This window comes from Vibrio sp. 1151_11, from assembly GCF_029478525.1.
Taxonomy (GTDB): domain Bacteria; phylum Pseudomonadota; class Gammaproteobacteria; order Enterobacterales; family Vibrionaceae; genus Vibrio; species Vibrio anguillarum.
The window spans coordinates 121459-140755 of sequence record NZ_SHMN01000001.1; the positions used below are offsets into that span (position 1 = coordinate 121459).

The 19297-nt window shown below is 42.7% G+C and carries 16 protein-coding genes; 9 read left to right on the forward strand and 7 right to left on the reverse strand.

Annotated features, from left to right (window positions below; all coding sequences use genetic code 11):
- The first annotated feature begins 11 nt into the window (after nucleotides 1-11).
- Together makA and EXZ60_RS00540 are read left to right on the forward strand one after the other, a co-directional pair.
- A complete protein-coding gene (gene makA / locus EXZ60_RS00535) occupies nucleotides 12-1121 on the forward strand; it encodes a cytotoxin MakA (protein WP_017049338.1) in 1110 nt (369 codons plus the stop codon).
- A gap of 50 nt (nucleotides 1122-1171) precedes the next feature.
- A complete protein-coding gene (locus EXZ60_RS00540; protein WP_277435099.1) occupies nucleotides 1172-2233 on the forward strand; it encodes a non-hemolytic enterotoxin lytic component L1 in 1062 nt (353 codons plus the stop codon).
- Nucleotides 2234-2268: 35 nt separating this feature from the next.
- Here the strand turns inward: EXZ60_RS00540 and EXZ60_RS00545 are convergent, their stop codons facing one another.
- The 5 genes from EXZ60_RS00545 to EXZ60_RS00565 form a co-directional block, all read right to left on the reverse strand.
- On the reverse strand, nucleotides 2269-3522 hold the full coding sequence (locus tag EXZ60_RS00545; protein WP_088729338.1) for an aromatic amino acid transport family protein: 1254 nt from the start codon (nucleotides 3520-3522) through the stop codon (nucleotides 2269-2271).
- Nucleotides 3523-3966: 444 nt separating this feature from the next.
- Entirely contained in the window at nucleotides 3967-4830 is an 864-nt protein-coding gene (locus EXZ60_RS00550) for an NAD(P)-dependent oxidoreductase (protein WP_088729337.1), read from the reverse strand.
- 167 nt (nucleotides 4831-4997) lie between these two features.
- Entirely contained in the window at nucleotides 4998-5714 is a 717-nt protein-coding gene (locus tag EXZ60_RS00555) for a YebC/PmpR family DNA-binding transcriptional regulator (protein WP_017044945.1), read from the reverse strand.
- Nucleotides 5715-5803: 89 nt separating this feature from the next.
- Nucleotides 5804-6013 carry a DUF3283 family protein gene (locus EXZ60_RS00560; protein ID WP_017046863.1) on the reverse strand — a complete coding sequence of 70 codons (210 nt, stop codon included), beginning with the start codon at nucleotides 6011-6013 and terminating at the stop codon, nucleotides 5804-5806.
- Between the two features lie 159 nt (nucleotides 6014-6172).
- Nucleotides 6173-6370: a hypothetical protein gene (locus tag EXZ60_RS00565; protein ID WP_017043498.1), complete on the reverse strand. Its 198-nt coding sequence runs from the start codon at nucleotides 6368-6370 to the stop codon at nucleotides 6173-6175.
- Nucleotides 6371-6725: 355 nt separating this feature from the next.
- Here EXZ60_RS00565 and EXZ60_RS00570 point away from each other — a divergent pair, with 355 nt between their 5' ends.
- The gene (locus tag EXZ60_RS00570; protein ID WP_013868228.1) at nucleotides 6726-7181 is read left to right on the forward strand and encodes a hypothetical protein; all 456 of its coding nucleotides are present in this window, start codon (nucleotides 6726-6728) and stop codon (nucleotides 7179-7181) included.
- A gap of 189 nt (nucleotides 7182-7370) precedes the next feature.
- On the opposite strand, the gene EXZ60_RS00575 is transcribed toward EXZ60_RS00570, so the two are convergent.
- A complete protein-coding gene (locus EXZ60_RS00575; RefSeq protein ID WP_017043500.1) occupies nucleotides 7371-9347 on the reverse strand; it encodes a replication initiator protein RctB domain-containing protein in 1977 nt (658 codons plus the stop codon).
- 1229 nt (nucleotides 9348-10576) lie between these two features.
- Between EXZ60_RS00575 and EXZ60_RS00580 the strand changes: the two genes are divergently transcribed.
- A complete protein-coding gene (locus tag EXZ60_RS00580; protein WP_026027506.1) occupies nucleotides 10577-11794 on the forward strand; it encodes a ParA family protein in 1218 nt (405 codons plus the stop codon).
- A 7-nt stretch (nucleotides 11795-11801) separates the two neighbouring features.
- Nucleotides 11802-12773: a ParB/RepB/Spo0J family partition protein gene (locus EXZ60_RS00585; protein WP_194574871.1), complete on the forward strand. Its 972-nt coding sequence runs from the start codon at nucleotides 11802-11804 to the stop codon at nucleotides 12771-12773.
- Nucleotides 12774-12845: 72 nt separating this feature from the next.
- On the opposite strand, the gene EXZ60_RS00590 is transcribed toward EXZ60_RS00585, so the two are convergent.
- Nucleotides 12846-13880: a spermidine/putrescine ABC transporter substrate-binding protein gene (locus tag EXZ60_RS00590; RefSeq protein WP_017044942.1), complete on the reverse strand. Its 1035-nt coding sequence runs from the start codon at nucleotides 13878-13880 to the stop codon at nucleotides 12846-12848.
- Between the two features lie 173 nt (nucleotides 13881-14053).
- On the opposite strand from EXZ60_RS00590, the gene EXZ60_RS00595 reads away from it, so the two are divergent.
- The 4 genes from EXZ60_RS00595 to EXZ60_RS00610 all read left to right on the forward strand — a co-directional run bounded on the left by EXZ60_RS00595 (nucleotide 14054) and on the right by EXZ60_RS00610 (nucleotide 19287).
- Nucleotides 14054-16117: a GNAT family N-acetyltransferase gene (locus EXZ60_RS00595; RefSeq protein ID WP_277435100.1), complete on the forward strand. Its 2064-nt coding sequence runs from the start codon at nucleotides 14054-14056 to the stop codon at nucleotides 16115-16117.
- 307 nt (nucleotides 16118-16424) lie between these two features.
- Nucleotides 16425-16688, forward strand: a complete 264-nt coding sequence (locus EXZ60_RS00600) for an STAS domain-containing protein (protein ID WP_019283030.1) — start codon at nucleotides 16425-16427, stop codon at nucleotides 16686-16688.
- Between the two features lie 23 nt (nucleotides 16689-16711).
- Complete coding sequence (locus EXZ60_RS00605; RefSeq protein WP_040122889.1) at nucleotides 16712-17071, forward strand: response regulator; 360 nt, start codon at nucleotides 16712-16714, stop codon at nucleotides 17069-17071.
- Nucleotides 17072-17130: 59 nt separating this feature from the next.
- Nucleotides 17131-19287, forward strand: coding sequence for a chemotaxis protein CheA (locus tag EXZ60_RS00610; protein WP_277435101.1), 2157 nt, complete (start codon nucleotides 17131-17133; stop codon nucleotides 19285-19287).
- Nucleotides 19288-19297 lie beyond the last annotated feature (10 nt).

Consider the following 19297-nt stretch of genomic DNA (forward strand, 5'->3'; position numbering starts at 1 on the left):
GGAGATACACAATGTCACAACAAGTTACTCAGTTGAACCCAACACAGCAAACCACTCAATCTGCATTTTTGGCAACCACAGTCATCACAGCGCAGTGCCATGCCATTTTAAACACACAATTTACGCCACCTACGGTAAAACCAGATTGGTTTGATGACCTGAGTAAAAAATTAGACTCAGCCAAATTGGTTGCTAAGCAATGGATTGACGATTTGGGACCACAAGTATCAGCATCGATTCCCTCCAGCGTAATTAATTTTGACGCCACTTTCCAAGCATCAATCGATGCCATTCATGAGTTATATAAAGCGGATCCAACAGCAAGTGGCAAAGACAATACGACGGTTCAGCAAGCTTCACAGATTATGACCGCCCTATCTTCTCAAGTCAGCGGTATCGAAGCCACAGTCAAAGGGATGAATAAGGAACTCTCTGATTGGGGGGTGAAAATGCAAGCAGCACATGATGACTTAGTCAATGGTGCGACCAATATTCAAAAAACAATTATCGATTTACAAACAGATATTGAAAGTATGAATAACGCAATAGACAACAATCGTGCAGCCATTGAGAAACTGAATAAAGATCTAGTCTATGCACAAGTTGCGGTTGGTGTTGGCATCTTTATGCTCGTCGCAGGCGTTGCGCTTACCATCGCAACCGCTGGCACCGCAGCTGTAGTCTCCGGCGGTATCGCAGCCGTCGGCGCGGCATCGATTATTGCTGGTGGCGTTACGTGGGGCGTATTACAAAATCAAATTGATGATGACTACGACAGCATCGCGCAAGAACAAAAACAAAAAGCTGAAGATCAGCAACAGATTATCGCTTTACAAGGGCTTTCCAATGCCAGTAGCGCCGTCGTTTCAGCGATTGAAACATCGACATCAGTATTATCTGATTTTGAAACGACGTGGACTGTCTTTGGTAACGAGTTAGATGATGTAGTAACCAAGCTTAATAATGGTGCATCCATGCAGAGCATTATTATGGAAAAAGTGATGTCTGACGCAGCGAAAAACGAATGGGATGATGCGGTTGAACTTGCTAAACAGCTAGCTAGCGCAAAAATAGCTATCGAAACGAAAGAGTTAGCACCTGCAGTAAAACAAGCAGCTTAAACATTACTAAGGGGGGTTACGCCCCCTTTTATTCTTTTTCGAGGACCATCATGAATCAATCAGCCAGCGAGCAACTTCAAACCGACATTCCTGCATCTATTAGCGCTATGGTGTTACTAAATTCTGCATGCCAAGGCGTTGTTGAAACTTATATTGATCAAGGCAATGCAGAACATTGGTATGCTCAGGTAGAACAAAATTTAAATGCGGTGCAAAAACTGGTACGGCAATGGCGTTTGAGTGGTAATTTATATTTTTCAAATGACATTATGGACAGTGTTCTTTCCATTGCGAATACATTCAAAGATTCTAATGTTCAAATTTTAACGTTATTCAAAGCACTAGAAACCCGTTTTGATACCGCCCAACTACAGCAGCTCACTTCATTAATCTTAACATTACAAAATCCGATTCAAAGTCTTACATCAAATATAAAACGTTATGATGAGGGATTGAATGCTTGGGCTAGCCAAGTGGAAGATGCTCATAACACATTGCAACAAACTATTGCACAGATCCAGCAAGAAGAAGTTTCCATCCAAGCAGAAATTATCGCCACCAACGCCCAAATTGATCTAATGAAACAGCAGATAGCAGCATTTAAAACCGCCATTGCTAACGCTCAATCGCAGCGTAAGAAGGGGATATTTGAAACGATTTTTGGCGTGGTGCTTGCTCCGTTTACACTGGGAGGTTCTTTGATATTGGCAGGGTTTGGTGTTAGCTCTATTGTAGAAGCACAAAGTGAAATATCTAGCCTGCAAAGCGATATCCAATCATCTTTAAATACCATCAACCACGATCAACAAACGCTCTCTCAAGATCAACAACAAATCGCGTCTCTCAATGCCCTATTGCTAAGTGTCGATCAAGTTAACAACGATTGTGCGGCGATCAGCCGATCCTTAGATACACTACAAACCACGGTGCTCAGTTTATACAATGAAACCAACAACGTCGTTTCTAACCTTACCAAAGCACAAGATTCACAAGCGGTCATTCTGGAGCAAGTTTGGTACCAATCAGCTTACAATGAGTGGCAAGATATTCTGGAGGTAGCATCAACGCTCAATAATGCACAACCTCAAATAACAAAAGCTCAAATCAAGTAATTGATTTGGCTCCAGTGACGGAGCCAATGGCTGATTTAATTGAGCAAGTTATAAAGCAATGCCGATACCGCCAATAACCCTATCGCCATGACAAAGGGTGTACTCATCTGCTGTTGATACTTCGCCAGCGATGGCACTTTGAATACAGCAATCATCGGCATAATAAACAGAATCATAGCGATCACGGGGCCTGAAAACGCTTCCATCATTCCCAGAATGCTGGGGTTGAGTATCGCGACAATCCAAATCGTGACAAACAAAATCGCAATGGTGAGTCGCCCAGCAAGACGCAATGACAGACCAAAGTTTTTACACAACAGCCCCGTAAGGCTTTCTCGCGCACCAAGGAAATGCCCTAAAAAGGAAGAGGTAATGGCAATAAACGCCACTAAAGGGCCTAGAGTGGCGATAAAGGGATTATCTGTGACATTGGCAAGGTAAGTCAGCACTGAAATATTTTGCACTTTTGCTTCTTGCAATGCCTCTGGTGATAAAGCCAATACGCAAGAGAACACGAATAACAAGACAAACAGAATTAATACAAGACTGGTGTAACGCAGAATCTGCTCTGATTTTTTATCCGCTATCACGCCATAATGACGACGTTGAACATTGGCAAAACTTGAGATCGCCGCTGCGTGGCTAAAAGAAAACACCACGACAGGAATGGCTAGCCACACTGTGTGTAAGAAATCACTCGTTTGCGGCAATGCTAATGACGGCACTGACCAATACGGGATCAAATAGAGCGAGAGAAATAATAAAATAGCCGCCAATGGATAAACCATAACAGCAAAAGCGCGCAACATGATCTTCTCGCCACCCAGCATAATGGCAATTAACGCAAAGACTAAGCCACCAGAAAGCAGCACCCGAGGGGGAGCGACCATCTGCGCTTGATTAACCAAAAAGCTATCAACCGTGTTAGTTAGACCTACACCGTAAATCAGTAAGATTGGGAAAATAGAGAGGAAATACAGCAAAGAGATCAAGCGACCAGCCCTTTGGCCAAAGTGTTCTTCAACAACGTCGGTAAAATCAGCATTAGGACGGCGCGATGAGAGAACAAAACGTGCAAGACCACGATGAGAGAGATAAGTCATCGGAAAAGCGAGTAAGACCATTAACACTAATGGCCAGAAACCACCTAACCCAATGTTGATTGGCAAAAATAGAATGCCAGCCCCAACGGCCGTACCAAATAAACTGAGTAGCCAATAGGTGTCGTGTTTAGTCCAATTGGAAATCTGAACATGACTAAAATGAGCCATTTCCTTAGTGTCTTTCACTGCTTTTTCACTTATATAAAAATAATAATGTCGCGAATCCTACTCCTATTAATCATTATGATCATTTTGAGACCTTGGTCATAATCACTATAATCAAGGGGCTTGGCTTGGATTGAAAACCATGAAAATACCGAATTAACAGCATATTAAACTGGATTCGTGTGACTTTATTGAAACTAAAAACCAAATTTTAAGATTTTTCAGTAAATGTAATTAGTTGACGATTCATCCAGCACAGTCACGCACAGCAAACAAAAATGAAGGACATTTGTCCTCCCTAATCGGTAGGCGATCATGGTTTTATACAATTGTTTTTCGAAAAGAGGCACACAGATAGACACTGTAGGTATGCGGGGCCAGAAGATAAATAGGAATCGATTTATAGGTTTACAGTGTAAATGGCCCTAAATAGGGCCAATTGAGTCTATCTCTGAGCTGTGATATTTATGAATTAACGGCTTTGATAAGGATAGAAGTATCCATTCTTCCCTCACCTTGCTCAGACAAGGCTTGGTAAGCATGATAAGTTTTTTCTGTCATCGGCAATTTTAGATCGTTTCGTTGCGCTTCATCCAAACAAAAGCCCAAGTCTTTGATCATCCAATCAATGGCAAAGCCGTAATCAAACTTACCTATTGACATATTCACAGCGCGGTTTTCCATCTGCCATGAACCTGCGGCTCCATTTTTCAAACAATCAACCAAAACGCCAATATCTAGCCCTGACTTTTCCGCTAAGATCAATCCTTCCGACAGACCATTTAATACGCCAGCAATGCAAATTTGATTGACCATTTTTGCGCGTTGTCCTTGCCCTGCTTTCCCCATCAGCACCGATGACTTGCCATAAGCATGAAATACGGGTTGCAGCTGCTCAAACAGTTCGGCATCTCCACCACACATAATGGTTAGCACACCATTTTCAGCCCCTGCTTGGCCACCAGAAACAGGAGCATCCATAAAGCGAATGCCCGCTTTATGAGCCGCAGACGCCAGCTCTTCGGCTAACAGTGCCGATGTGGTGGTGTGATCAACCAAAATTGCGCCGCGTTTCATCGCCCTTATCGCGCCGCCGTCACTAGTCGTCATGCTACGGACATCATCATCATTGCCAACGCAGGTTAAAACCACATCGGCATCTTGCACGCACTCTGCGACTGTTTGCGCTGCATGCCCATGATGCTGCTGTGCCCACTGCTGCGCTTTAGCTTGAGTGCGGTTGTAGACGCTAACATCAAATCCTGCGTTTTTTAGATGCCCAGCCATAGGGTATCCCATAACCCCTAATCCAATAAAACTGACTTTCATTAACTTCTCCTTTTATTATTACCCAGCAGCCCAAACGGACGAACACACGTAACTGAGTGTGGGCTGTATGTATCCTTGCGTCATTCTCTATGAATAAGACCACGGTTAGCAATGCACAGATAAAAAAAAGCCGAGTCAATCACTCGGCTTCTCATTAATTCGCTCTATTACAGCTCAGCGTTATGGTAAACCTGCTGAACATCATCACAGTCATCTAGCATGTCGAGGAATTTCTGGAATTTCTCCGCCTCTTCGCCCGTGACCGGTGTGTGTGTTTGTGGAACGAACGTGATTTCTTCCACATCGATAGTCAAATCAGGGAACTGATTATTTAGCGATGTTTTCACTTTGAAGAATTCAGTGTTAGGTGCAAATACAGTGATCACACCATCTTCCAGTTCAACATCCGTCACATCGACATCATCCATCATCAGTGCTTCAAGGATAGAATCTTCATCATCCCCTTTGAACTGAAATACCGCTTGGTGATCAAACATGTGTGATACGGTACCTGGAGTACCAATTTTCGCACCCGTTTTAACAAAGCATTGACGCACATCTTGGAACGTACGGTTGCCGTTATCTGTTAAGCAGTCAACGATAACACTTGCGCCGCCAGGGCCAAAACCTTCGTAACGAGCAGGTTGGTAGTCTTCACCACCACCACCACTGGCTTTATCTAGCGCTTTATCAATAACGTGGCCTGGAACTTGGTCTTTCTTCGCTTTTGTGATCAGGTGGCGCAAAGACAAGTTCATGTCTGGGTCCGAACCACCATTTTTCGCACACATGTAAATTTCTTTACCGTATTTGGAATAGACTTTAATTTTTGCGCCTTGAGTTTTCGCCATTGAGGCTTTGCGCACTTCAAAACTTCTTCCCATAGGGATGATCTCTCTAATTCAATTTAACGCGAGGGATTTTAGCAAAAAGTGGGATCATTTCAATTTTCCACTTAGCAAAGACATGAATGCTACGCAACACCCATCACTCTTTTGTATTTGTTCACCGATTGTAAAAACCACTCTTTTTCGGCCTCACTGGCAATTTTAGACTGCTGCTGAGTGATCGCTTCAGGCCCTGCTTTTCCTTGCTTGAGTTTCCAAACAAGAAAGGAAGCTTGTTTATCGAGCTCTACTTTGTTTTTCTCTTCAGCGGCAAGTAAAGATAGGTTGAAGGACATGAGTTAGCCTAGATCGGTAAATACGTGGCACGAAATATAGCATAGGACATAGGAAAATTAAGAGCATAAATGTGCAATTTATCGGTATGAAATCAAGAAAATTGGAAAATATAAAGGGTGGCTATGCGCCACCCTTAGGGGATTAATGGTGAGAACTCGTCAGTGAAGTATGCCTAGCTCCTTCGCTTCTTCAATGGTTAAACCACTTTCTCGAATCTCTCTTAATGCTTCAATACGACGGCGAGCTTCGGCTGATTTAAGGTTTTTAACTGGTTTTTGAGTTTCTACTTCTTCCGTGAAGTCCCACTTATTTGCAATATCAGTCATTTCGTCATGGTCAATAGAATTTATGGACATTGTTACCTCCGAACAAACCACGTAAGGGACATGTAATCTGTAGCAAACGACATTTGATTTGTTAAGCATATTTCGTCCATATTGTGATTTTGGCGATGGTTTAGAAACCTTATTTTTAAAACTATTAATATTACTTTGCCAACCTTGCTAGACGAGGCTAAATTTAAATATTGCGTACATGAATTCAAGCGTTTTAGCGCTCATTTTATACTGTTGCATACTATCGCAGTCCCCCCTACCCCACGCTCTTTCAATGTGCTGATTTTTAGCACATGGTTCCCCATTTCTGTTTGGCAAATAAGCTTGAAATGCACCAGACTGTAGTTAATACATTTAAAGTTGTAGGTAAGACGCGATGTGTAAGCTTCACGACTGGTTAACCGAGATCCATCAATGGCATCTGAACAAGCGCTATGACCAGGTGGCTCAATTACAACCTCTGATCCTTAATGCTCCACAAGAGATCTGGGGGCCGGATCTGAGTGATGATCAAAGTAAAGCAATTGCTTGTTGGCTTGATGCTTGCCTGCGCCAATATGAGTACTACAAGCTCATTGACGGTGAGCTTGCCTTCCAATATCTGCAGCTTGCTTACGCTCGTTTTCAGCGTTGTGTCTCGGAGCCGAGTAGTGAACTTGAGTTAAAATCTTGGTGTATAAAACGGATGCAGCAGTTGATGGTACTGAGTTTGGAGCATCTCAACCAACAGCACGTTGATGAGGCCTTATCCCGAAGTTTAATTGATGCTCATGTTCGATTTCTTGCATATTACGCGTGGAACGATGATCAAGGTATAAAGCGAGGGTATTAATTGATTGCAGGGATCAACAGATAAAAAAATAGCGAGTTATATAACTCGCTAAAAACATATATGAGCCAATCTATTAATTCATCAGATAGGACAAAAGGTTGTCTATTCGTTTTCTATACTAACGAACCTTCTAAAACAAAATGTCAGCTACATGTCAAGGTTGTGTTGTAAATTGGTTTTAAATACCTTTTAAATACCAATAGCGACTTCATCAAGTGCCCGGAATACGGATTCATCTAAATGCCCCTCGTACACTTGCTTGCACACTTTGCGGCGTACCGCGAGACCCGAGATCAAACGTTCGATCGATAAATGTTTATTCTCGTTTTTCGTGTTATAGAGCTCGATCAATTTACTTAACGTCTCATAAGAGATCGCCTCATTTCCAACCCTCAGCCAATCCAGCTTATCAATCAGCTCTGTACACTCTTCCTTGATAGAGGATGGTGGATGCCCAGTCATTGCTGATAACGCCGTTATACTGCGTTCTAGGGCCTCTGGAGAGGTATATTTAGATAAGGTAATCGTAATTTCATCGGCATTGATCTCTACTAGGTGTTTGCGCTGCTTAACTCTTCGTCCCAGCTTACCCTTTGGAGATGGTGCTTTACGTTGAATCGGTTCAAATTCACCATCAATGATCTCAGAAAGTTCTTCTAATTTTTGCTTAGAAACCATCTCATTGCGCAGTGGGTTAGGCAACGTTGGAGCCATGTTGCGTTTGCCTGCATTGGTGGTACGAGCGCGCGAGTAGCGCAGGACTTCTTCCACATCGCACTTAATGTCGACTTGGTAATCCATCACTTTTTCTTTATCCACCAGTGTGGTGACCGTCAAATGATAGCCCCAAAGATTCACGACAAATAACGAATCGCTGCCCTTTCCTTCCGATAATCGTTTTAGCTCACGGACAAGATCCATCGAAAAACGACGCCATTCGATATTACGGGCCAACTTTTGGTTCAATTCACTCAGTAGCATGCTGTCGGTATGGCGACGCGACATGCGACTGCGAAAATAGGAGTAGAGTTGGAAGACCAACGTATGTTGCTTTAGGATCTCTGGTGGAAACAAGAAAAAGTAATCGCGAGTGAGTAACTCTTCGTAGAATGAAGGCTCCCACACCAAAATGTACAAATTAGGTTTGATCCTAATTTCACCATCAGCGCCTTCCGTTGGCGCTTCTTCAGAAGCGGTGATCGTTCTTGCTAGGAACCGAAAACGATCACTCTTAAATCCTTCTGGCATGTTTTCACTCAGCCAACGGCCGGTTAACTCATGCAGTTGGAAGTCTGTAAATTCAATCCGATCAATACTATCGCGAATAGAATCTCTTGCTGGGCCACTATCTTTTTTACCGCGAAGCGACAAAATATCAGTAATGTACAATGGGGTTTTATTCGGTGTGTGTTTGGTATTAAGTTGGTAATCTTCTTGGTGGTGATCGTGGTATTGCACCGTTAAGGTGAACAGTGCAAACAGTGTCATTAGATCATCCACTGTCATGATATTTTTGGAAGAACGAGTTTCAATGATCGCACGGGTACCAGAAATCGACACCATTGATTTCTGGTAGCTTTTACGAGTTCTCGGTGGAGCTAATGCTTGATCAATGATCCCAGCCCAATTGGTGGGTGAAACCACAAACTGATCCGCTTCGTCTTTCATCGCTGGTGGAATATTTAGCCCATGTTCTGTCAACAAACGCTTATTGACCTGAGTTTGAGCCAGCGCTTTTGAACGCTTGCGTTTTTCTGTCTGTTTTACTGATTCAGTTACCAGACTGGTTGAACCAAGCACAGAGATGAGCTTATTTGGGTTAACAAATTTATGCAGCATTGTCTTGCCAGCTAAACCTTCTTCAAATCTCACCGGGATCTGTTTAAATAAACCAATACTTACTGCAGCACGTAGCCGTTGCTGAATAGCCGCTCTGGTCAATTGGCCATCGGTTGCTTCAATTAACTCTGTTGTTGAGACTAACCCATCTTGGCTGCGGAAACCTCTTAATGAGATTAGGTTAAGAAGTTCAACGATACTTTTGGTAACACCTTTAAAATGTTGGTATTGATCAACCCAATCAACAGCAGTTTCTGAAACTTCAAAAAGATGCCCATCTTTGTGGCTCCTTGGTGCTTTGATCAATATTTTTTCGTCTGCGTTCATTATTAGATCCGTATCACACTAGCCGTAATATCGCTATAGTTCCAATAGAATAAAGAAAAAGAGATCATAAATAAAGAAAAACTTATTGCTTTTAACCAACTGATCTTTTTGATTATTCTGATCTATATTGCTTATATGATCTAATGATCATGCCTTAATGAGCAGCCTAATTGATTGTTTTATAGGGATAAAAAAAAATCCCCTTCAGAAGCATGATCATAGAAAACTGAAAACATGATCATTGTAGAGAAGAAAGCATGATCAATCACATTCCGAACGATGATCATCAGACGACTGAATCAATGATCAAACACTTTCTTAAAGCATGATCATGGCTCATGCACAACTTATCCACATGATGAGTTGAAGTGATTATTTTATTTGAGCTAGATGAAGAATATGGGCTTGGTTTTTCTTTGGAAAGATGATCAAGGAAGTGCATTAAATGTTCTTTCAAAGTCGATTTTGGCATAAACACGAATTGAAATGACAAATAACTCTTTTAACGGCTTCTATTATAAGGAGTGAGAGTGTGTCGAAAGCATGATCAAGAGCGTATTGAAGAAGGTTTTGTTATTTGGTGTGTTTTAAATTTTACTTGTTATGTACTAGGTATCTTGCTCAGCCCCTACTCCATCTGCAATCACCCGTAATTATGCGCTATTTTTACATGCTTCCGAGCTTAAATCACACTTGATCATTGATCCGATGAAGATCCATTTGTTTTCTGATTATTTGCCGATAAGGAAGGCGCTAATTCCTCTTGATCATTGTTCCTGTGGCGAGGGATCTCTTCGGACGCATGATCATCATGTTAGCCTTGATCATGCGTCCTGTTTCCCTGACTAAAAGGATAAGTTTCCCCTGCCCTATCGCTCTAGTTATTATTATTCATGTTGTACGATTATTTAATTGATCTGCCGGGGGAACATCATTCCAAATGACACATACCGTAAATTATGCTGCTTCTCTAATCGTTCCGGCTATTTTAAGCTCATTTACAATGTAAATAAGTTACGTTGTAATATTTTTAATGTTCAAATAAATAATGGACTAAGTTACCCATTATTTAAGGAAAAATGATGACCATAATGAGGTCAATTCATTAAATTCCGATATGTTTTTCTATTTATTGTGATATTAATCTAAAAGTGAATGTTCACCTTTTTGTTGAGTATTAAATTGTTTGCTGTACAATCTACGTTAGGTACTTATTATGGAATTTGGCAATGAAAAGAGAACAAACCATAGCGAATCTCTACCAGCTCGCCGAGCAAACTCAACAGGTGCAAGCTGACCGAATTGAAATTGTTTTAGAAGAACGTAGTGATGACCATTTCCCAGCGATGTCAAAAGCGCTAATGGAAACTCGTTCAGGCTTAACACGCCGTAAGCTAGATGATGCCATTTCCAAAATGGAACAAGCTGGCCATCAATTTACTAAAAACAATGCAAATCACTATTCAATTTCTTTAGCGGAAGCTCACATGCTCATGGATGCCGCTGGTGTGCCTAAGTTCCACCAAAGGAAAAAGCATGGTGATCATAAGCCTTGGGTCATCAATGTTCAGAACCAAAAGGGGGGGACAGGTAAATCAATGACGGCTGTCCATCTAGCCGCGTGCCTCGCCCTGAATTTGGATCAGCGTTACCGTATCTGCTTGATTGACTTAGATCCGCAAGGTTCATTACGGTTATTTCTCAACCCGCAAATAAGTTTATCAGAGCACAGTAATATCTATTCTGCCGTTGATATTATGTTAGACAACGTGCCTGAAGACACTGAAGTGGACAAGGCGTTCTTACATAAGAACGTGATGTTGCCAACCCAATATCCCAATTTAAAAACCATCTCTGCATTTCCTGAAGATGCAATGTTTAACGCAGAAGCGTGGCAGTATCTTTCGCAAAACCAATCGCTTGATATTGTTCGACTACTGAAAGAGAAACTTATCGATAAGATTGGCGATGATTTTGACATCATTATGATTGATACTGGCCCACACGTTGATCCATTGGTATGGAATGCAATGTATGCTTCCAATGCATTACTGATCCCGTGCGCGGCTAAGCGATTAGATTGGGCGTCAACCGTCAATTTCTTTCAACACCTTCCTACGGTTTATGAAATGTTTCCAGAAGATTGGAAAGGGTTAGAATTTGTACGTTTGATGCCGACGATGTTTGAAGATGATAATAAAAAGCAAGTCTCGGTATTAACGGAAATGAATTACCTGTTGGGTGATCAAGTCATGATGGCGACGATTCCGCGTAGCCGAGCATTTGAAACCTGTGCTGACACCTACAGCACCGTTTTTGATCTCACCACCAGCGATTTTGAAGGTGGTAAAAAGACGCTAGCGACTGCGCAAGACGCTGTGCAAAAAAGTGCACTGGAGCTTGAGCGAGTGCTTCACAGTCATTGGTCATCACTAAATCAGGGATAAGTAAAACATGGCAATTAAAACGTCTGAACTAAATGCGAAACTGTTTGGTAAAGCGAATAAGCGACGTGCAACCACCCCGCAAGAAGCCCAAACGGCAGCGAAAGAACAAGCGCAAATCATCGAATTGGCGGTTGCGGGAGAAGAGTTAGTCACTTTCGAACTGGTCAAGATTCCCGCTGATCAAGTAGCGGAAAAGACGATTGTTTTTACGCAGAATGCGCGTGAACAAGCTTTTCTGAATGAGCATGCTCTATCTGATGTATTGAGTACATTACGCGAGCGTGGTCAGCAATATCCTGCGGTTGGTCGTAAAACCGCTGGGGGCAAAATTGAAGTCCTTGATGGCAGCCGTCGTCGAATGTCTTGTATCTTGGCGGGTAAAGAATTTTTGGTTTATGTTGCTGAAGACATAAACTCGGAACATGCGAAGTTTCTTTCGGATGTGGCAAACGCGCACAAGCCGCTTTCTCTTTATGAGAAGGGTAAAGAGATGCAAGCGAAGCTGGATAACGGTGAAGCGGAAGACCAAAAAGCTTTAGCTAAGATATTTCAGTGCAGTGAGGCCCTAGTAAGTGGTGCTCTAAAAGCAGCGGCTTTGCCACTTGAGCTGTTGCAAGCTTATCCAAATGTGGTTGAATTAGGTCGTCCAACCATAGTTAAATTGCATAAACAATTTAATGAACTCGATGCAAAGCAACAAGCAAATTTGTTGGAAAAGTGTCAATCTGAAGATGGATTTGTTTGGCAGCGTAGTAGCGTACAAGGTGTTGCCCGATTGACGAAAGAAGTCACAGAGACAATTGAGTCTTGGATACAAGAGTTGTTGCCACCTAAGCGCACTGAGCATGTAAAAATTGATCTGATCAAAGGCCGCGTAAGTTACAGTCGTAAAGGCAGTAATTTAGCGCTTAATTTGAAAAAGGTGGATGATGCTACGGTGCAAGAAATATTAGATTTTATTCAATCTAAGCTTGATTAAGCATCCATCATGTAAAGAATAAAAAACCCGCCACGGCGGGTTTTTTAGTAACTAAGTCTATTCAGTTCGAATCTATTGATTTCTTAAACGCTGCCAGTATTTTTCGTAGATAGCGAGCGCTTCAGGCCCAACATCATTAATGAATTCCCCTTTAGCCATATCTTCATCGGCTGGAAAAATCGTTGGATTGTCGCGAAGTTCTGCTGGAAGCAACGCTCGGCCGCTTTTTGTTGCCGATGCATAACCTAAGCTATTCACAATCTCAGCTTGGTTCTCTGCTTGATACATGAAGTTGATGAATTTATGCGCCAACGCTTTGTTGTTGCTGCCTGATGGAATAGTAAAGTTATCCATCCACAAGACTGCGCCTTCTTCCGGCATTACAAATTTTAGCTCTGGCATCTCAACTTGGCCTTGGTAGGCATTCCCGTTCCATTGCATCCCTAACGCTGCTTCACCTGAGACATAAGGCACATGTGGCGCATCAGAGTTATACAACAGTACATTATCTTTTAACGCGACCAATGATTGGTAGGCTTTTTCAATCTCTTTTTCATTTTTTGTATTAATACTGAAGCCATTTAAGATCAGAGCCATACCAAAGACATCGCGAATATCGTCAATCAACATCACTTGTTGGCTATATTTCTTATCCCACAAATCAGCCCAGCGAGAGACACCTTCTGGTACTAATGCTTCGTTATAGCTGAGGCCAGTGATCCCCCAAATATAGGGCAGGGAATAACTATTTTTGGGATCGTGTGCTTGGCCGAGTAGTGAAGGCATGGCATCTTTCATGTTCGGGATTTGTGCATGATCCAGCTCGGTTAGTAACCCTTCACGTCCCATTTTTTCAATGAAATACGCTGAGGCAAAAACCACATCATAACCGCCACCTTTGAGCAACTTGAGCTTGGTATACATTGACTCGTTATTTTCAAAGGTCGAATAGTTAATCGTTACCCCTTCCTGCTGCTCAAACTGCTTGAGGGATTTTTCTGGAAGATATCCTCCCCATGCATAAACGTTGAGTGTTTTGTTGTCTGCGCTTACGTGTGAAGAAGTTAGAGCTGCTGCCAAAACCAATCCTTTGATGAAAGTTTTCATTGCATTTGAATTCCTTAAATAGCCCAGAAGTGTACTGGGGTGTAGGTGAATAATTAGTTAAAAATGGTCACGATTAAAGCAAATATAATTTGTCGTAAAGAAAAATATTTTTAACGACGCACAGTGATTATAGCGGCTGTGCTACCATTGCGTTTCAGCGAGGTGGCGTAAATATGAACATGATAGCGGCTTATTTAGATGATTTGATGGTGCAGGCTGAGAATAGCCTATGGCGTATGGGGCTCTTAATCCGTGGTGAGCCTCAATGGCAACAACACGTGCTTATGCATTTTCTCGCAAAAAATGAGGGGCAAGCCATATTTCAGTTAGGCGGAGAACCGTTACCATGCGTTCGTTATGCCCCCTTCAACAAAGGGCAGCAGTTTCTTGGTCAAGAATGCCATTTACTTATTTGTGATAATCACCATGGTTTTGATGCGAACAGTTTCAGTGCTGCGCTGGGTTCACTGGTCGGTGGTGGGTTACTGTTGATCATTGAAGCCCCTCAGCGTAATGACTCTTTTGCTGAGCGCTGGTTAACGCGAGCGTTCGAACAGCTTGTTGTTATAGAACAGAATCAACCTTGCCCTCCTTTACCCGTTTATCCACGAGTCAGTTCTCAATCACCGATTTATGAACAGCAAGTTGATGCGGTTTCAGCAATTCTTCGTGTTATGGATGGGCATCGCAAGCGACCATTGGTTCTCACTGCCGATCGGGGACGAGGGAAAAGCAGTGCGCTTGGTATTGCTGCGGCTAAATTGATGGCGTCTCGTTCATTAGATATTGTGGTCACGGCACCCTCAATCCATGCCGTAGCGCCGATATTTGAACATGCGGCTAAAGGTTTAGCAGGCGCTCACGTCACCAGACAATCCCTTACTTGGCAAAACTCGTCATTGACGTTTGTGGCACCGGATGAGCTGATTTTGCATCGGCCACAGTGTGATCTCCTATTGGTAGATGAAGCGGCCGCGCTGCCTTTATCAATGTTAAAAAACTGGGTTGAACACTATCATCGTGCGGTCTTTTCTACCACCATTCATGGCTACGAAGGGTGTGGGAGAGGGTTCACGCTTAAGTTTCAAACTTGGTTAGCACACCATCGAGCTGGGACTCGAACTCTCCATTTAGATCAGCCGATCCGTTGGCGTCAGGGTGATCCGTTAGAAGCGTGGCATTACGATACTTTCCTCCTTCATTATGATTTAGGTACATTGCCGACGATGACATCAGAACAGTTAGCGACACTTAACATTGAGCATCTGGATAAGGCTCAACTCATTGCCAACCCGACACGCTTAGCCGCTATTTTTTCGTTATTAGTGAATGCTCATTACCAGACATCACCGAACGATCTATTTCATTTTTTAGCGGACGATAAAGTTCAGCTAGTTGCTGCAATGGTAGGCGAGGTTTGTGTCGGTTGTTTGCTGACAGTTCGTGAAGGTGGGCTTTGTAGCGCTTTAGTGGAAGAGATCCAACGAGGAAAGCGGCGTCCTAAAGGTCATCTAGTTCCTGTTTGCTTAGCTAATCAAGTAGGTATTACGCAGGCAGCGCAGAGTGTTTGTCAGCGCATCATGCGTATTGCAGTTCATCCCGAATTACAAAATCAAGGGTTGGGCAGCCGCTTGATTGAAGCGTGCATGCTGGAAAATGATGCCGACTATTTAGCGACGAGTTTTGGCGTAACGAGCGATTTAATGGCTTTTTGGGCTAAGAACCAATTTGTTCCGATAAAATTAGGGAGCCACAGAGACAGTGCGAGTGGCTGTTTTTCCTTAATCATGGTTCAAGCGAAAAAATTGGATTGGTTAACTCGGGCAGAACAGATTTTCGAACAGCATTTCATTTTCTCTCTATCTGATTCTTTACAAAGTTTAGAGCCGGCTTTGGTTCGGACCACCTTGTCATTGGTCCGAGATCGTGTCGCATGCGCGGATTCAAATGAAGTTAATTTCCTACCTTATTCATTGCTGCGTTGTTACGCACAAGGCGGTGCGGATTATGAGAGTGTGAGTGTATGGATTCATCGGCTAATTACTTCATTGGATAAAGCTGCTCTATCACGATTATCTGATCTACTTATTGTCAAAGTGTTGCAAAAGAAAAGCTGGCAAGAGTGTGCCAGTCAATTAAACCTCACTGGACGGAAAATGATTGAGGCTACCCTCCGTCATGACCTCAATCGACTATTAGATGATTTACACTGTAAAGTGGATCATTCAACGCAATGAACTGCAGCCAATTTACAGTGTAAAGCGTGAATAATGTAAGAGCAGACACCTTCTCCAGATGTACTGTGCTTGTCATATGACAAAAAAGTCCTACTACTTACGTCTTAAGAGTAGGATTTTTTGTTCTAGTCACAGAATAAAAAATCTAAACTATATTAATGAGTTAACCATACGGTCACCATTATTATGAGGTTTTTATTTTTGTTCCTAACGTGTTCAATCATTTGCTTAATGAGTATTCCCTCCTACACTCAAAGTCAGGTGTTCTCCTAAAACATAGAATATAAATAGTACGTAAGGATGAGATATGGATCTTTTGTTGGCGGAGTCTTTGGAAATTTCAACGGTACTAGATTCCAAAGCAAATTATCTTCAATGGCTAAGCCTAACTCCTCCTTTAACAATAGATGCATCACGAGTCAATAGCGTGGATGCTGCCGGTCTACAACTGCTTGCTACTTTGTTTATGACAGCAGAGCGAGCTGGAATTGAGATCACTTTAGTTAACGCAACAAACACGCTCAATGAAGGTATTGCGCTACTGGCTTTAGAAAGCTTGTTCGCAGAGTAATGAGATTTTGCAAGGAAGAGGCTATGACAAAGATCCTCGCGGTTGATGATTCGGTTTCAATTCGTCAAATGCTAAGCCATACATTGAAAGATGCAGGCTATGAAGTTGAAACTGCTATTGATGGAAGTGATGCATTACGTAAGGCACAACAAACCAAATTTGATGTTGTTATTTCGGACGTCAACATGCCAGTGATGGGTGGTTTTGAGTTAGTTAAAGCGATACGTGGTCATGCTCAATATAAGTTTATTCCTATTTTGATGCTAACCACCGAAACGAGTATGGAAAAGAAACAAGAAGGAAAACTCGCTGGAGCTACAGGATGGTTGGTTAAACCGTTCAACCCTGAGACGCTATTGAAAACACTAAAACGGGTCATATAGAACACCGTATTTTATTAGAAGCTTCATTCGTTAAACGACGTTAACTGGCAGGAAGAGTTATGGCTTTAGACATGGAACTGTTGCGCAAGATGTTTTACGAAGAGTGTCGTGAAAATCTTGAAGTGCTTGAAAATGTACTGCTTAATCTTGACCCTAATCAGGTTGAGAAAGAGACTATTAATACCATTTTTCGGGCTGCCCATTCGATTAAAGGTGGCGCGGCGACCTTTAGTTTACTGGATATCAGTGAATTTACCCACTCTGTCGAAGCGTATCTTGACCTCGTCCGTAACGAAAAATCAACTCTCACCGCTCAAAGTGTGGACATTTTACTGAAAAGCGGTGATTGCATTCGCAATATGCTCGCGGGGCATGAGAGCCATGATGAGGTTGATAGTGAGCTTCAGCAGAGAGTCAGCCAGTCACTGCATGCTTTACTTGCCGACAATTCAACGGTTGATCATGAACTAGCAGACCATCACTCGCTTGACGCCGAAGATGAACAGACGTCATCGCTCTTAAAGGCTTCTGACAACGAGAACCACTTAGGTTGGAAAGTCGTTTTTACTCCGCATAGAGAACTTTATTTCAGTGGTAATGATCCACTTCGGTTGCTGCGAGAGCTTTATGAACTGGATGATCAGTGCAGGGCGGAAGCTCAGCTTGAACACCTTCCCGAATTGGCGGAAATAGAGGCTGAGCTTTGTTATTTAAGCTGGACTATTTTCCTCAGTAGCCAAGTGCAAGAGAGTGATATTCGCGAAATTTTTGAATGGGTTGAAGATGAATGTGACTTAATTGTTGAACCTTTAGTACAAGAATCGACGACCCAAGGTATGATCAGCGAGAGCGAGGAATCTTCGGCCGAGGTGCCACCTACGTTTCATGCGAACGCTGTTCCCCCTACCGCATCTGCAGAGCAAGTAGATCTCATAAAACCCATCGATCTCATAAAATCAATAGAGTCTACGCCCGCTGCTGCACCCAAAGTGGCGAAAGCAGAATCCAGCGTAAGCTCTATTCGCGTCGATATTGAGAAAGTCGACAGCCTGATTAATTTGGTTGGGGAACTTGTTATCACCCAATCAATGCTGACCGAAATCGGTAACGATTTCACCATGGATAAATTAGAAAAGTTGCAAGCAGGCCTAGTTCAGCTTTTGCAAAACAGTAAAGATTTACAAGAAAATGTGCTCAATATTCGCATGCTGCCGATGAGCTTTGCTTTTAGCCGCTTTCCTCGCCTTGTGCGAGACTTGTGCGGCCGACTTGAAAAAAAAGTAGAACTGAACATCATTGGCGAGCACACCGAGCTCGATAAAACCGTCCTTGAACGTATTGTTGATCCATTGGTTCATTTAGTCAGAAATGGTATTGACCACGGAATTGAGCAGCCACACATTCGCCTTGAACAAGGCAAACCAGAAATCGGCACCATTGAACTACATGCTTATCATCAAGGTGGCTCGATAGTGATCGAAGTGAAAGATGATGGCGCGGGGATAAACTGTGAAAGAATATTTCAAAAGGCGCTAGAAAAAGGTGTATTACCTAAAGATACACGGCGTGAAGATATCACCGACAAACAGATCCTTAACCTTATTTTTGCCGCAGGGTTTTCAACAGCAGAACAAGTGTCTGATATTTCAGGTCGTGGCGTCGGTATGGATGTTGTAAAACGTAATATCGAAGAGTTGGGTGGGCATATTGATGTCGAATCCACGTTAGGTAAAGGCAGCCATTTCACTATCTGTTTACCACTCACTTTAGCCATCCTCGATGGGCAATTGATCAAAGTAGGCGGGGAAGTTTACATCATCCCACTGCTCACCATTATCGAATCTATCCAAATCAACTTAGCTAATGTGAAGTATGCCGCCGGTGGGGTTGAGCTGTACCGGCTTCGTGACGAAAATATTCCTATCTTACGTCTGCAAGATGAACTGGAAATGGGATCAAGTGGTGCTTTGCCCGATAGAATACTCTGCTTTGTTGAAGCCGCTGGGTGTCGCGTTGGCTTATTGATTGACGAGCTGCTAGACCAGCAGCAAGTGGTTATAAAGAGCTTAGAGTCAAATTACTGCAAAGTGGCAGGCATATCAGGAGCTACGATTTTGGGAGATGGTTCCGTTTCGCTCATTTTAGATATTCAAGGGTTAATCTCCACGTACTCGAATCGACGTTCAAGTTTATCTCCCAAGATTATTGCCGCTTAGTGAAGGTGAC